The sequence below is a fragment of the Nocardia fodinahabitans genome, assembly GCF_052983615.1.
Genome location: NZ_JBRJJC010000002.1, coordinates 16,694 through 31,205 on the forward strand (window position 1 = coordinate 16,694; position 14,512 = coordinate 31,205).

The following is a 14,512-nucleotide window of genomic DNA, read 5'->3' on the forward strand; positions in this document are numbered from 1 at the left end:
GGTTCTCCAGCAGTGGCGGGTTCTGGTGGGTGAAACCACCTGCCGGGCTGTAGAGCTCGCGCAGACCGGCGGCGAGTAAGACTTCCTCGTAGTCTTCGACCCGGGCGCCGCGCACGAGTTCGATCAGCCCGGCGACGATGTTGATCTGGCCCGCTTCGACCCGCGCCATAACCTGGCGACGCTGATCGGCATCGGGAAGCCGGTCGATGGTGGCGCCCAAGGCGCCGACATCGAGGGGTTGATGGTCCCGTGGCCGTAGCCGACATCGACGACCTGCCCACCCAGGCGCTCGACCAGGTCGCGGTATTCGCCTTTGGTGTCGCCCATGCACAGCACGGTCTCCCCCGCCGCAACCGCACCCGCGACGATGCGTCGGATCAGCGAGGACTTGCCGAAGCCGTTGAGCGCCAACACGAACGCGATCGGCGCGGTGATGAACCCCCGCAGAAACCACGACATCGGGTCGAAATGCACCGGGGCGCCGGTGATGTAGTGGCTACCTACCGGCACCCCCGCGGTCGGGGCGCTCGCGCCGACGCAGAACGGCCACAACCCAGCCACCTGCACGGTCGTCGCACGCCACTCCGGGGTACGCGGGACCACCGACGCCCGGCCACCGCCCGCACCGGTATAGCCGCGGTCGGTGAACGCCGGAGGCGGTGAGGTCGAACCCGTCACCGGCGGCGCCGTCGCGGCGGCGCGCTGCGGTCGCACGTCGATGGTCATCGCTTCGAGAGCATCATTCGTGCCCGCCAACCGCGCAGGCCACCCCTGGTCAGGGCCGTCATCTCGACCTGACCACGATGGAGGGTGGTCAGGATCCTGATGCCCTCGACGATCTCGGTTTTCGCGGGCTTGCCTCGGCGACGGAAGCTCCCCGCGCGCGCGTTCATCCCGACACCCGATCGGAGATGGAAGCGTGTTCAGGCAAGATCAGCCCGATCCCGAGGGAGGCAGCGAACCCCGCGGCCTGGTAGCCGTAGCAGCGGCGCACCGTCAACCGCGACGCCGCCGCCATCCCTTTGACCGACGCTTCGATTCCGGGCAGGTCTGCATCGAGGTGATCGGTCACCGTCACCAACACCCCGAACCGGGTCAACCCCGCCCCGCGCGCTTGCTCCTCCCGCGCGGCCGAGGTGTTCCCGACCCGGATCCGCGCCGCCGCCGATGAGATCCCTCGTTCGGTTTGTTCGGCGGCGACCGCGTCGCGGAAGTCCGAGTCCACCAACGACGTCGCTTCAGCGGCTGAATGCAGGCGGTAGACGATCGCGACCCGTTTGCGCGGGATATCCGGGCGTGGACGCAACAGCTCTTCGAGGACGGTTTCCATCACCGCCCCGCGGGGTGCACCGTCCATTTCCCAGGTGATCGAGCGGGCGCCGTCGTGGACGTAGTGATCCCACCGATCATGATGGGCGAGCGGTCCGACCGAATCCCACGACTGCGACTCCACGATCTGCGCCCCGGCCGCCTCGACATCGCGTTGGGAGGCGAGGTCGAATCGGCTCCGGACCAGGCCCAGTACTTCCCACGCATATAGGGGTGTGGCGGGTAGGTAAGCGCGGGCGAGCTGCGATAGCACCGATTGCAGTCGTTGCCCGATCTCGCGGGCTTGCTCGGCTTGGTCACGGCGGATGCGGCCTTTGCCGATCGCTCGGTAGGTGATCGCGATACGAGCTTCGATCCGCACCCCGACCCCACCGCTGTCAGCGGCGGCTTCCCTCATCACCGACTTGGCGAAGTCAGGGGCGTTCGGTCGGATCAGCCGGGCGACTTCCCGAGTTTGCTTCAACCTGGTCTCGACGGTGTTGTCCAACACCGCAGTCACCGCGACGACTTCTCCACCACGGCTTTGCGAGGCCAGGAACTGACCGAATCCATCAACCCAGGAATCGATTTGGGCCTGGTCAACGAGTTCCTTGCCGCGCGGGATCACCCGCACGATCACCGTGTAGTGATCGCTACGCCGGATATGCAGCATCGCGAACCGCTTCCCACCCGACGTCTCGTACTCGGTCAAGCGCGAATCAGCCAGCAACCCAGGCAGTTTCGCCAAACCCGGAAGCCGGGAGAACCGCCCGGACCGGTAGGTCAGCTCGCCGCGAGAACGAGCGCGAGCGAACTGAACCCGAAGCAGCAACAGTTCCCAACCGGTGCGCCCGTTGCGCGTCACCGCCAGCGGGACGAACACCACTGCCGCACCGAGCAGGACAGCGCCTGCGAATTCCAGCGAGCGGGTGATCATGAACGACACCATCACCGTGATGATCAAGCCGAGACCGAGCAGCGAAACGCCCCAGGTCAGGCCGAAGAACCCGGCTGAGCGCGGCTGCTCCCAGCGCCCATACATCCGTGTGCTCATCGCCGGACCTCCCCGGGACCGAGTGCATCGGGATCCATCTGTGGCGACGACTCCGGAATAGAGCTTTGAGCGGCCGAAGCAGTGCCTCGCAGCGCGCCGCCTGCGAGTTGGGCGCCTAACATCGCCGCCCCCGCAGGGCCCGCGCCCATCGCACCGGCAGCGGCCGCATTGCCCGAACCACCGGCACCCGCGGCAGAAGCCCCGCCAGCACGCGAACCACCCCCAACCGGACCTGCTGACACAGACCCGCCGCCACCCGGCGCCGAGCCTGTCCCGCCAGACGGCGATCCCGAACTCGCTGCCATCGGCCGCGCCCCACCAGCGCCACTCGGCCCAGAAGGCGGTGAGCCTGCCCGGCTCGATGATCCGGCCGATGGACCAGAGTTTTGAGCCTCAGACATCTTTCTGGCCTGCGATCCGCCGCTGCCGACAGCCGACATGGCGATACCCGCGCCAGCGCCGGCCAGCGCTGATGCCGCTCCGCCTCCGCCTCCGAGCGTGGATGCCGCTGGTGCGATCAAGCGGATCAGCGCTGGTAGCACGATCACGCTCATCACCATCAAGATCACCCCCAGCAAGATCATCTGGGGATCTGGTTCGTCACCACTGCCGGTGACGGTGAACGCGATCGCATAGACCAACGCTCCGACCGGCTTCCACAGCACGAACGCCAGCGACCACGCCACCAGGCGCTTGTAGGCTTGCGAACCGGGCCCGGTCCCCGACGCTGCTGCCGCCATCGGAATCACCGCGACAACCACAACCAGCAGAGCCTGTCGAACCACCAGCATGACCAGCTGAACCAACAAGCTGATCAAGCCGAGCACGCTGAGAACGAGCAGGATTCCGGAGCCGAGGTTGCCCGTGATCCGCGGATCGGCGATGCGACCGACGGCGGTATCGAGGTCACCGCGGGCCGCGTCGAAGACAACCCATGATGCGAACTCGTCGCCAGCCGTAGTCGCGACGGTGATCAACACACCGAACGTCATCGCGCCGAACGTTGCCCGCGCCAACATCAGAAAGCTCTCCTGAGCTTCCCCCGCCGCGGCACCCCGCTTGGCCAATGCCAGACGTGCGGCCGCGAATATGATCCCGGCCGTCAACAGCACCACCTGCAGGCCGCTGGTGTATTCGCGGATCTGGGCGAGTACCGGGGCGGGCTGGCCCTGGGAGGTGGTTAGTTCCGGCGACGGAAAGGTCGTCCACCAGGCCATCACCAACCGCAGCGCCGTCACGAGGCTGTCGATGAGATCGGCTGCGATGCCGCCGATCACCGAGTCGCTCGCCATCTCAGCCACGCCCCCTGCCGCATCTGCGAGTTGGCACGCTTCCTTTATCCCGGGCACCGCGACACAGGCGAGATCGGGGAGTTGGGCGTGGACACCATCTCCCGGTGCGACCGGCGCGGCGAGGATGCTGGTCACGACTGCCTCCAGCGGCCGAATCCAGCCGTTGAGGCGGTGGGTGTGGCTGGGCGCCAGAGAGTTTCAATGTCGTCGGGAGTGCGGATGCGCCAATCGCCCTCGACCCAGACCATGGGCCAGGTCGCGATCGCGTACCCGCTCGTGGAACGGACCGCGAGCTGAACCACGGCTAGGTCATCGCGGTAGCCGGGCTGTACCCGCACCCCTTCGGGGACGGTGACGTAGCGAGCCATATCCGGGGCGCTGGCCCGGGAACGGGCGAACTGGTCGATCAACGTATCGCCGCCACCGTAAAAGCGGTCCCGAACTACATTTCGCCAGATCGGTTCCGGTGCGGCGTAGACCCGCCCGATCGCGTCCATCGCCGCCAATGCAGCACCTTGGGGTGTGTGGGCGAATCCTTCCGCCACACCGGCGTCGATGCGTGCGGGGCCGTCGCTGCCTGAGACCGGCACGGCCGCGCCGTCCCAGATTCGCTGCCACTGCAATCGAGCCGGTGCCGCGGTCAGGAAATCCGATCGCGTCGCTTCGATCCGATCCTCGGCGATCTGCGGCAGCGCCGCACCGGCTTCCTCAACTGGGACTTCGAGACGGTTGCCGAACATGTCGACTGTTGGCGGACGCGCTGATGACGGTGTCGGCGGCGGCGTGGCGGTCGTCGTGGGCTGTCCGCTCTGCACTGAGGGTTGGGCGGTGTCAGGCTGGTCGTCGCCGGTGACGGTCAGGACGAACACGACGATCACCACAGCGGCGATGATGCTGAGCACAAGGAGCAGGGTTCGAGTCGAACGCATCAGAGTTGGTCCTCACGGTTTCGGCAGGGCGACCATGTCGTTGGGCACCGAATCCACTGCGGTGACCGGGCTTTCGGTGACGGTGTCGGGCAGTCGCAGTCGCCACCCGTCGGTGGCCCAGATGACGGTGGCGGTGTTGCGGGTGATCGAGCGGTCCGGATAGGTCGAGTAGGTCTGGACCTGCGCTTCGGTGTCGGCGTAGGCCGTGACGAGGTAGCCGAGGATCCTGGGCACCATGTCGGTGGCCGGGGTGGTGATCGAGATCTGGGCGCGAGCTGTCGCCCAGGTGTCGCGTCCTCGGCCAGGGGCGATCATTCGTTGCCCGACCGAGGCCCACTGACCGTCCGGTGCGACCGACATGCGCACGGTCGCGTGGATCGCGGCCAGAGCGGCTCCGACCGGGGACCGGTCACAGTCCGTGGCGACCACACCATCGATCACGCGGGGACCTTGCACTGCGATCGGCAGGTCGATGCCTTGGTAGGTCCGCCAGCTCAGCCCACTCGGGATCAGCTGTGCAGCGTCGGTGGTGGCAGGTGCGCGCGGGTCCTCGTCGGCGTCGGTGTCACCACAGCCCGTGGCGGCGATGGCCGCCATGGCGAGCACGATCCACACGGTGATCGTCCGGTGGGCGCGTGCCGAAAGTTTCTGTGACATAGGGATGTCCTGTGTTTTCAGGTGGGAAGGATGGCGATTGCCAGGGCACTGGCCGAGCCGAGGAGTGCGGCGGCGGCGAGGGATCCGATGAAGCCTTCGATCGCTTCTTCTCGGTAGATCCGGAGGGCGAGTTGGCCGCCGACGAAGGTCGCGCGTCCCACGCACAGCAGCAGCACGAACCAGGCCAGCCAATTCACCAGCTGTGTCAGCGGCGCCAACACCTGCGCGGGCAGCGGTTCGGCGATCACCAGCCGCCCCCGAACCTGTCGGCGTCGCGGGCGACCTGGATCGCGGATGACACCGCCGCAGCTGGCAGCCAAGGAAAGGCACGGGCGAGGTCATGCCTGCCGTCGCGCACGCTGCTCATCTCGGCCCACACAGTCTCGGCCTGCACCTTGACCCGCTCGTAAACAGCCACCGGGTCCGCTCGCCCGGCCACGATCCAGGTCGGCGTTGCGCGCAGGAGGTCTTCGACTGCTGACAGGTCGGCCCTGCATCGCCGATACGCACGCAAGATGCGGCGGGCGGATTCGATCTCGGCCTCGGTACGAAGGCGGTGCTCACCCAGCGCCGTGGAAAGTTCGTGGATGAGACGGGTGCCGTCTCGGCGGGCAGCCCCGTCGAGCGTGCCGTCAGCGTCCCAGCGTGGTCTGGAAGTTCGGTGACCGGTGCGATCGCCACGATCGCCACGATGCGGGTCTCGTCTCGTCGATGGCGGTAGAGCCACTCCTGCAGCACAATCGCTGCCAGCGAATGCACCACCAACACCACACGACCATCGATGTGGGAGATCACCGTGTTCAGGTCCTCGACCAGTTGGGCCATCCCCGCCCGGCCCGGACGCAGCGGCAGGTCGTTGCCGTGGCCCCGCTGGTCGTAGACCAACTGCGCGATGTCTGCGCTGAAATGTCTGGCGATCAGCGCGATCATGGGCGAGAAGTGCGCTGCGCTGGCCAGCGGTGCGGGCAGGTAGACGACGGTCAAAACGGCGTCCGGTTTCCCGAAGCGGGTCGCCGTCAACGCTGTGCCGTCGGCCGCGGTGATAGTCACGGTGCGCGGATCTGGTGCGCTGCTGGGGGATTCGTGGCTGAACTGAGGTGCCTGCATGTCAGGAACCTCCGGTGACGGCGGCGTTCATGATGGCGTAGAAGCGGAGGTCGCGATGATGCCGCCGACCATGGCCGCGAACACGATCTTGGGGGATTCGACCGCGCCGCCGTGCCAGCGCTCCCACCCGAACTTGCCACCGGCATAGATCAGCGCTGCGACCCCGGCCAAGATGACCAGCCACGACAAGTACCCCACCAGATTGGTCAGTTTGTCTCCGCCCGGCGGGATGGTCGGGTTGACCTTGATCTCTTGGGCCAGCACAGACACGCTGTCACCCACCACGGATAGAACGGACATGGTTATCTCTCCGAATCCTGTTGTTCGATAGGGTTTTTCGCTGTGCGCGCGAGAGCGTCGATGAGCTCGCTGCCGACGTGATGAACATCGAGGGGCACCGCTTGAGTCAGGCGGGCGCGCCGTTGCGGGACTGGGTCGAACGGGCTGAACTCGGCGAGCTCGGCCAGTTCACGTTCGATGAGCTCGTCATGCCAGCCGATGTCCCACACCTGTTCGGCCAGGTCCTCGACCACGGCGCGATAACGGCGTACCGGCGCCGGTACTCGCCCCGGCCGGGCAGCACTGAGTACGACACCGACGATCTCGACACCGCCAGGAGCGGTACCGACATGCCATTCACGTAGTCGATCTGCACACGCGACCAACCCCGGCAGACACAGCCGCGCCGCCACGACGACCCGCTGCGTCGTCTGCGCCGACCCAGGCCAGGACTGCCCACAGTCCGCCGCTGGCGCCCACCACCGAGCGAGCGTCGAGGTGCCGGCTCCGCCGTGCGCGCCGACAATCGCGACCACCGGTGGATGCGCTCGGGTCGTCGGCAGGGGCTCGGTCCGGATACTGGCGACGCGATCTGGAGCGCTCACAGTGGCCGGATCCAAACGGCGACCACCGATCCCAGCGAGGGGGTGCTGGCGCAAGGTCAAGGCATGCATCAGCTGCCTCGCTTCTGAATGTTGGTGATGACCAATCCGGCGGGGGCGACGGCGGATACGTTGATCACCTGCAGGTAGTCGAAGCGGCGGCCGTCGGGATGCAGTTCCACCAGGTGGACCTCGGCGGTGTTCTCCGCGATGGAGGTGACGCCGACACAGTGGGTGGTGCCGATCGGCAGCGCGGTGATCGCGGCGGCCAGCGGTTCGTGTGCGAGCCCAGCCTGCGGACTCGTCAACCGCAGGACTTGTTCAGCACTGCGGGTCACGTAGTAGGCGTGTTCGAACGCCGCGATCACGCCCGCGACGGTCGCGGTATCACCGGCACCGGCCGTCACGGTCTGAGCGGTCAACCCTGCACAGGCCCGCTCTGTGGCAACTACGACAGAGGTGGTGGTGGTGCCCGTCGGCGGGGCCGAGGTGGTCGGGGAGGTGGCGGCACGGTCCCGGCTTTCGCCCGACATGCTCACCGCGAGGGCCGCAGCCAATCCGGTGACAACGCTCAAGACAGCCGCGCTGATCGCGACGATGCGGAAGCGGTGCGCAGGCCCCCGGTTGTGCTGTCCTGCTTGGCTGTCGACGTGTGGGTCGACTCGCTGGGGGTCGTCTGAATGTGGTTCTGGGCTGTCGGGTTTGTGTAGCCAGGCGGCACCATGGTGGGGGCTCAGGTCGTCGGTGGGCATGTTGTTCACCTCCTCGATTGGTTGGGTGGTGGTTGGGGCCCTTCGGAGCACGCCGCTGGAAAGAGCCACTGATCAGGGGGATGACGAGTGCCCCCCGTCGTGCTCCGAAGGGGTCTAGGGGTGTGCCACCGCCGGACTGGTCGGTGCCGCAGGCAAACCGGGTTGCGTGGCAGGGGTTTTTGTTGCGGACGGGACTGGGTGTGGGCTGGAATCCGTCGTGCTGCTCGACGTCGTCGACTGCTTCGATGGCGTGTCTGTGGAGGCGAGGTCGTGGGCGATGGCGGTGAACCAGGCGGTGGTCGCGGCCAGTGGGGTGTCGCCGCTGGTCGTCACCGAGACGGTGCTGTAGCTGCTGCGTCGCCCGGTGGAGTTGCTGTATTGGGCGGTCGCTGAGGTCGTGTATAGGTCGTGGGGGTCGGTGATCGTGGAGGTGATCGCCTCGAACGCCGCGTTGACCCAGCTACTGATCGACTGGGGTGGCGCCAGATCCACCGCCGCCTCAGCGACTTTCGTGCCGAGCACCGCGACCGCGGCGGCGGGGTTGGACAGCCCGACAGCGGCAAGTTCGGCGATGGTCGTGGCGGTGAAGACCTTCTGTGCCACCGACACCACGGCGCTCAAGCCGATCGTGCCGATCTTGAACAGCGCTGACAGGGCGTCGGATTCGGTGGTTGTGGTGGCAGTCGGTGAGGATGCGGTCGCGATGCGCTGGCCGAGAGTTTGGTTCGGTGTGTAGGAGAGCTGGTCCAGGCTGGTGCCGGTGATGTCGTCGTTGACGACGCCGACCGCGGTGGTGAATGCGGTGGAGGCCAGCGCTTGGGCGACGGTGGCGATCGCGGCGACCGGGTCCTTGCCCTCGGTTTGTCCGGTGATGTTGTTGACCGCGGTCAGCAGCGGGCTCGCGGACTGAACATCGCAGGTGGCGTCACCAGCCACACACAGATCAGCTACACGGCCGACCAGCGAGCCGTAGCTGGTCGGTATAGGGCTGGCGGCGATCCCGGCGCCAGACAATCCGATGTTGGTCAGCTTGACCTTCGACACCGCGGTGCCGTCCGTACCGATTGGAGCGGACGGAACTTCCGCTTTGTCGGTGCCGGGCAGAGAACCAGTTGCGGCTCGTCGTGAAGGGTTGGCCAGCAACGCGATCCCCGCGACCTTCTCCGCGGGGACTCGTGACCGGTCTCCCCCGGCCCTTTCGGCGAAAACTGCTGCCGCAGCGGCGCCTTGGGCGTAGCCGGCGACCGCGATCTGGGTCGATGGACACCGGTCGATCACCTCACCGGCGCGTTGTTCGATCTGATCGGCCGCTGCGGTCACCGCCGCGGGGTAGTTCGCCGTGTTCACGTCGTCTCCGACGACGATGTAGGACCGCTCGACCACCGTGCCTGATTTGGTGACCATCCGCCCGAAGGCCTGGCCCAGCACCCCTGTGTCGCCGGTCTCGACGGTGGTGGCGGCGCCCTCCTCACCGCTCTGCACGCCCAGCACGTACAGGGCAGGACAGGCCGAGGTTGCAGGTTCGCCCGATGTCGTCGACGGGCGAGGTGCGCTGGTGGTGGGCTCGGCCAGGGCTGGTGCCGCGCCGATGACCGTCACTGTCAGCCATGCGGCCGCGATCGCGCAGGCTCTGCGCTGAGTTGTGTTGTGGTTCATCGGATTCGGCTTCCTTTCGGTGTCGAGACAGCGGGCTCGGCCTGCCCGCGCCGGAGGGGGTGGCGCGGGCAGGCGCGTCAGTTGGTCGGGTTGGGGCCTTGATGGCGTGGTGGTCGGGCGAATCCCGCCCTGAAGGTGGTCAACACGTCGGGGACTCCGAGGTCGGCTGCGCCGAGGTGGGTTACGTCGAATTCCGACCAGGACACCGCGACGTCGCGGGAGGTGTATTCGGCGAACAGTTCGCGTCCGGACTCGATCGGCACCAGCCCGTCGAGCAGCCCGTGGTAAAGATGCACCGGCACCAACGGTGTCTTCCTACCGAGATTTTCGCGGGTGAGGATGTAGTTCCAGACCGGGTCGTTCCAGGGGTCGGGGCGCTCACACCATGCCGCCAGCGGAGGCAAGAACTCCACCAGCAAAGTGGCCAGGTCAGCCTCGGAGGCCCTCTGGACTGCACGCATGCCGGCGTCGGTGAGTAGGTGATCGACCGGAAGGTGCGAGTAGGCCCGCGCCAAGCCGACCATGCCCGCGAAGGCAAACCCCGACCACGGCCCACCATCGAGGTTGTTGATCAACGCGCCGGGATCGCGGATCACCGCACCCGCCGCGACGGCCCGCAGATCGAGCTCGGGAGCGTAGGCGGGCTGGTATTCGGCGGCAGCGGCGGCGACACGGCCGCCGTCTGCGTAGCCCCACACCGCTACCGGAGCTTCGATCCTCCCTTCGGCAGGCTGGGACACGACCGCGCGAGCCAGATCCAGCACCGCCCGGGCGCCTGCCTTCTTGGCCAGGAAATGGTGTGGACCAGCGCCGTCGATGCCCAGCCCGACGCCATCGGGCACCGCGACCGTCCATCCCTGCACGAGCGCGGCGGCGATACTGCTCGTGTCGGGTTCGTTCCCGTCGACCAGCAGCTCAGAGGGAGCGCATCGACCACCCAGACCGTGAAAGGTGGGGCAGTACACCACCACCGGGGTGTCCACGATCGCGCCACCGGAGGACGCAACCGGTTCCAGCACGATGCCCGAGGCGGCCACGGGAATACCGAAAGTGGTTTTAGTTGTGTAGATCACCTGCCAGGCGCGCCGGAGACCGGCGATGTGGGGCACCATGACCTCGCGGGTGCGCAGGATCTCTCCTGGGTTGTCGAACCCGATCGTGGTGTTCGCGCGGAACTCGTCCGCCCCGGTGCTGGTCATGAGCGGGATCCCGCGATGTCGTGTGCGAGGGCGATCATCCAGGCGATGCCCGAGTTCAACTGGCCGGTCAAGGCATAGCCGTTGTGGCGCCCGACCGTGTCGGCGAACCGCAGCCACGTCGCGGGGTTGACCAGCTCGGCGTTCTGGGCCGCGAGCTGGCCCCACGCGCCACCGAGCTGGGCGAGCAACCTCGGCAACAGCACTAGCGGATTCGCCATGACCGTCGCGCTGATCTCACTCCATCGCGCAGCTGCCGCACCGGGATCCGTGACAGACGTGCGGGGGTCACCAGCATCGACTAGCCGCTGCCCCAAATCCGCCTGTGGCGCATAGTCGATACTGCCCGCGCCAACCTGGAAGTCCCTGAGGATCACGGTGTTCCAGGCCTCACCGAGCGCCTCGGAGAGCGCAGCACCGAGCGTGTTCAGCGCTGCGAGGGGGTTGGTCAGGTCCGCTTGGGCGAAGACCTGCGCCCCCAAACGCAGGACTGCGGCCTGACCTGGAGCGGAGCAGGCGAGGTCGCCGTCGCTGCAAATATCGGCGACCCGCCCGACCAGTGCTCCGTATCCGTCGTCGGTGGTGGCGATGCCCGCACCCCCGCGGGGGCCGCGAGGACCTGCACGGTCGAAACCGCAGCTCCCGACGTGCCGGGTGCGGGGTCGGGCACGATCTGGCCCGGCCTCCCAGGAAAGACCGGTTCGAGCTCGCCGCGATCGGGGTTGGCATACAACGCGATCCCCGCGACGCGCTCCGCCGCAACGGGCCCGTTTCCGGCGCCGACATCACGTGCGAAGCTCGCCATCGCTTGGGCGCCCTGGCTGTAGCCGATCCCGGCGAGCATCGTGTCCGGGCACACCTGCGCGACGTGGCGTGCAGCGGAGTCGAGATTGGCCCGCGCGCCCGACACCGAGGACACATACGGGTCAGAGCCGCCACCGGGGACGATGCCACCGAATCCGGCGTCGTAGCCGATATAAGCCCGCTGGACGAGGGCTGGCACCGCATTGGCGACGGGCCCGATCAGCGATCCGACGACACCGGTGTCAGCGAGCGGATCCGCGGTCGGCGACGACTGGCCGGTGCCCTGGACACCGAGGATGAACAAGGCCGGGCACCCATTGATCGGCACCGCGACCGCAGGAGCCGCAGGTGAGGAGGCGGTGAGTACCGCCGCCCCCACCATCGCGGCGACGACAGCGGCGACATGGCCTGCGGCGCTCGTGGTCATTGGCCGACTCCGACGCCCGCGCCGAACCCGGCGCCGATCGTCCCGCCGACCGCCGCGCCGACAGCACCGGCAGGTACGCCGAGGATCGCCGCACCTGCCGCGGCTCCGGCCGCAGCACCGAGGGCGGTGCCCGCGACTCCGCTGGTGGCTTGTCCGATGATGGGGACAGGGATCACGATTCCTAGTGCGGCACCGGCGATCCCGCCGACTGTGCCGCCGATCAGCCCGCCCACCGTCGCGCCGACCGCCGCCGCGGGTGCGCCGAGCACGGTCGCACCGGCCGCGCCGCCCAGTCCCGTGCCTGCCAGGACCGCGCCGCTGACGCGATCAGAGCGCCCCGCCGGGATACCGACGGAGTCAAGGGCGGTTGCAATCTGCGCTTCGGCGCCTGCTGCGGTGTTGTTGATGGTGTCGCGCACTTCCACCGGAACCCAGTCGGGGCTCGGTGTCTGCCACTCCCCTATCCGGATCGTGTTCTCCGGCGGGGTAATCGGCGCGACCGGCTCCACCGGAACGGGCAGGTGCAGTTCTTCGATTCGCACCGGCTCTACCGGCTCGTCCACCTCGGGGGCAGGGCGGGTCGGTGCGGTGCGCACTTGCTGGGGTTGTTCGTAGTACACCGGCGGAGTCGGCTCTGGGTCTGGTTCGGGAACTGGCTCGGGAGGCAGTGGTGGAGTGGGTGTTTCGGTGCCGGGTTGGGCTGGGCTGGTGACCCCTCCTTGGTCGGCCACGGTGGAGACTGGTGAGCTTGCGTGGGCGGTGGCCGTGGAAGATACGGCGATCGCGACAGGGATGGCGGCTGCCAGCAGCAGGGTGCTGCTACGGCGAGCCAAACCGATTCCAGAGTGACGGCGGGGAGCGCTTTGGTGGGTGGTCGAGCCATTTACGGGCATGACGGGGAGACCCTTTCTCGATGAAGGGTGGAAACGAACGGGATCCGCGAGCGTTGCGCGGCAGAAGATTTCGGGCCGATGGCCCGGGTGTGCCCGGTCGGGCGGGCTGCCGCCCGACCGGGGCGGTGCCCCTACAGTGCAGGCGTCAGAGCAGATGCAGGGCCAAATTCAGCACGTTGCTTAGCCAGTGCCAGGCCGTTGGACAGCAGCGCCAGCCCGGCGTTGATGTAGCTGACGATCACGATGGGATCCACGGGATTTCCTTTCTCGAATGCAAAGATTGGCTTGCGTCTTCCATCCAAGCCACGAAAGTCCATGGTCCGCTAGGGCCTTAACTGATCAAGTTTTGATACATCAAAAAATGATCAGTTAAGGAAATGCGTTCTGCGCAGCAAACTTGCGTTGACCTATCAAAGAATGTTCTTTACCGCCCAGCGAGAGACCTGTCCCGATGTGACCCGCATCTCACCGGATACGGGCGTCTGACCCTATTAATGAACACGCCCGTACGTGGCGTGGACAGGGCTGGCTAACTTGCCGCATGAATAGACCTCTGCTACAAAGGATCTCGTCACGAAATCGCAATATCGCGTTCAAACCACGCAATCTGTGACGTCCACCACAAACTCCCGGGGGGAGACAATTGAACGAACGAATTGCACGGCCCCACAAGGGACGCCAACGCCGACGTGCCCCCAAACGACCACAGGTCTCGATCCCAGACCTCGGCACCACCATCGCGTGGATTCGAGACGATCTCGGACTCACCCAGAACCAAGCCGCCGCAGCGGTCAACTTCAGCGCCGTCCATCTGGGACGTTTCGAGCGCGGCGAGTCCAAGCCGCCCCCTGACACTCTCGAAGGGATCATCAGCGGATGGCGCCTGGACAAGGCGATGGCCTCCCACCTGCGTGAGCTCGCAGGGCCCCCGATCATGCTCGCACCTCCCGACGCATTGCGCAGCTATGTCCGGGCCGAGAAGTCCCTGAGGCTCAACCTCGAGCGGCTCCAAGCCCGCACCATCCCAGCCGCCTTCGTCGACCCCTTTGGGAACCTGTTGGCCCACAACGACTTACTCACCACAGCCTTTCCCGGCATCCAAGACATCGGCTCGACGTCGATATGGATGTTCAGCGGTCACAGCAAAGCCGTGATCGTCGACCCCCAAGGGGAGGGTTCGTTGACGGTCGCGATGCTGAAATCAGCCCTGGGCAGGCACCGGAGTTCAGCGCAGGCAAAAGAGCTCGTTTCCACCCTGGCCCCGATCAGCGATGCTCGACGACTATGGGCAGCCAGCGTGAACGTCACCCGTGGACGTGACTCGCAGTGCCCGTTGCACGCCTACGACGCCAACCACAGACCGGTCTCCTACCAGCTGGCGCTGACCGACGGCATGCTCGCTCACCATGTCCAGCTCCTCACGGCCACACCGGAGGAATACTCCGGACCCGAACTCGACTAGCCACCAACGACATCCGACCGGCGCAGCGGCGACCGATCTGCTCGAGCCGGTCGGAGCTCTGTGATCATTCACAGGGCGAGGGCTTGTCGTACTG

General features: G+C 66.9%; 18 protein-coding genes. 1 reads left to right on the forward strand and 17 read right to left on the reverse strand.

From position 1 onward, the window contains the following. Positions 1 to 123: 123 nt before the first annotated feature. The 17 genes from NV348_RS36020 to NV348_RS36100 form a co-directional block, all read right to left on the reverse strand. A complete protein-coding gene (locus NV348_RS36020) occupies positions 124 to 726 on the reverse strand; it encodes a putative type IV secretion/conjugal transfer ATPase (RefSeq protein ID WP_447151258.1) in 603 nt (200 codons plus the stop codon). Beyond that, positions 723 to 893 (reverse strand): hypothetical protein, encoded by a 171-nt coding sequence (locus NV348_RS36025; protein WP_447151259.1) that lies wholly within the window; start codon positions 891 to 893, stop codon positions 723 to 725. Before NV348_RS36025 ends, NV348_RS36020 begins: the two co-directional genes overlap by 4 nt. Then, positions 890 to 2,362: an SCO6880 family protein gene (locus NV348_RS36030; protein ID WP_447151260.1), complete on the reverse strand. Its 1,473-nt coding sequence runs from the start codon at positions 2,360 to 2,362 to the stop codon at positions 890 to 892. Before NV348_RS36030 ends, NV348_RS36025 begins: the two co-directional genes overlap by 4 nt. Next, positions 2,359 to 3,789, reverse strand: a complete 1,431-nt coding sequence (locus NV348_RS36035) for a TrbL/VirB6 family protein (RefSeq protein WP_447151261.1) — start codon at positions 3,787 to 3,789, stop codon at positions 2,359 to 2,361. Before NV348_RS36035 ends, NV348_RS36030 begins: the two co-directional genes overlap by 4 nt. Then, positions 3,786 to 4,583 (reverse strand): DUF8175 domain-containg protein, encoded by a 798-nt coding sequence (locus NV348_RS36040; protein WP_357370154.1) that lies wholly within the window; start codon positions 4,581 to 4,583, stop codon positions 3,786 to 3,788. The genes NV348_RS36035 and NV348_RS36040 overlap by 4 nt, the downstream gene beginning before the upstream one ends. Positions 4,584 to 4,595: 12 nt before the next feature. After that, complete coding sequence (locus NV348_RS36045; protein ID WP_447145083.1) at positions 4,596 to 5,240, reverse strand: DUF8175 domain-containg protein; 645 nt, start codon at positions 5,238 to 5,240, stop codon at positions 4,596 to 4,598. A 17-nt stretch (positions 5,241 to 5,257) separates the two neighbouring features. Continuing rightward, on the reverse strand, positions 5,258 to 5,488 hold the full coding sequence (locus NV348_RS36050) for a hypothetical protein (protein ID WP_301903560.1): 231 nt from the start codon (positions 5,486 to 5,488) through the stop codon (positions 5,258 to 5,260). A 115-nt stretch (positions 5,489 to 5,603) separates the two neighbouring features. Next, entirely contained in the window at positions 5,604 to 6,347 is a 744-nt protein-coding gene (locus NV348_RS36055; protein WP_447151262.1) for an alpha/beta fold hydrolase, read from the reverse strand. 27 nt (positions 6,348 to 6,374) lie between these two features. After that, complete coding sequence (locus tag NV348_RS36060; protein WP_447151263.1) at positions 6,375 to 6,647, reverse strand: hypothetical protein; 273 nt, start codon at positions 6,645 to 6,647, stop codon at positions 6,375 to 6,377. A gap of 2 nt (positions 6,648 to 6,649) precedes the next feature. After that, entirely contained in the window at positions 6,650 to 6,880 is a 231-nt protein-coding gene (locus tag NV348_RS36065; RefSeq protein WP_447145085.1) for a hypothetical protein, read from the reverse strand. A 419-nt stretch (positions 6,881 to 7,299) separates the two neighbouring features. Further along, the gene (locus NV348_RS36070) at positions 7,300 to 7,980 is read right to left on the reverse strand and encodes a DUF8176 domain-containing protein (protein WP_447145086.1); all 681 of its coding nucleotides are present in this window, start codon (positions 7,978 to 7,980) and stop codon (positions 7,300 to 7,302) included. Between the two features lie 114 nt (positions 7,981 to 8,094). After that, positions 8,095 to 9,636, reverse strand: coding sequence for a cutinase family protein (locus NV348_RS36075; RefSeq protein ID WP_447151264.1), 1,542 nt, complete (start codon positions 9,634 to 9,636; stop codon positions 8,095 to 8,097). A 77-nt stretch (positions 9,637 to 9,713) separates the two neighbouring features. Beyond that, the gene (locus NV348_RS36080) at positions 9,714 to 10,835 is read right to left on the reverse strand and encodes a lipase family protein (RefSeq protein WP_447145089.1); all 1,122 of its coding nucleotides are present in this window, start codon (positions 10,833 to 10,835) and stop codon (positions 9,714 to 9,716) included. Further along, on the reverse strand, positions 10,832 to 11,314 hold the full coding sequence (locus NV348_RS36085) for a hypothetical protein (RefSeq protein WP_447151265.1): 483 nt from the start codon (positions 11,312 to 11,314) through the stop codon (positions 10,832 to 10,834). The genes NV348_RS36080 and NV348_RS36085 overlap by 4 nt, the downstream gene beginning before the upstream one ends. Next, positions 11,281 to 12,063 (reverse strand): cutinase family protein, encoded by a 783-nt coding sequence (locus NV348_RS36090; RefSeq protein WP_447151266.1) that lies wholly within the window; start codon positions 12,061 to 12,063, stop codon positions 11,281 to 11,283. The genes NV348_RS36085 and NV348_RS36090 overlap by 34 nt, the downstream gene beginning before the upstream one ends. Further along, entirely contained in the window at positions 12,060 to 12,683 is a 624-nt protein-coding gene (locus tag NV348_RS36095) for a hypothetical protein (RefSeq protein WP_328715463.1), read from the reverse strand. Before NV348_RS36095 ends, NV348_RS36090 begins: the two co-directional genes overlap by 4 nt. 404 nt (positions 12,684 to 13,087) lie before the next feature. Then, entirely contained in the window at positions 13,088 to 13,210 is a 123-nt protein-coding gene (locus NV348_RS36100) for a hypothetical protein (RefSeq protein WP_447151267.1), read from the reverse strand. Between the two features lie 389 nt (positions 13,211 to 13,599). Between NV348_RS36100 and NV348_RS36105 the strand changes: the two genes are divergently transcribed. Then, positions 13,600 to 14,418: a helix-turn-helix domain-containing protein gene (locus NV348_RS36105; RefSeq protein WP_447145091.1), complete on the forward strand. Its 819-nt coding sequence runs from the start codon at positions 13,600 to 13,602 to the stop codon at positions 14,416 to 14,418. The last annotated feature ends 94 nt before the right edge of the window (positions 14,419 to 14,512 follow it).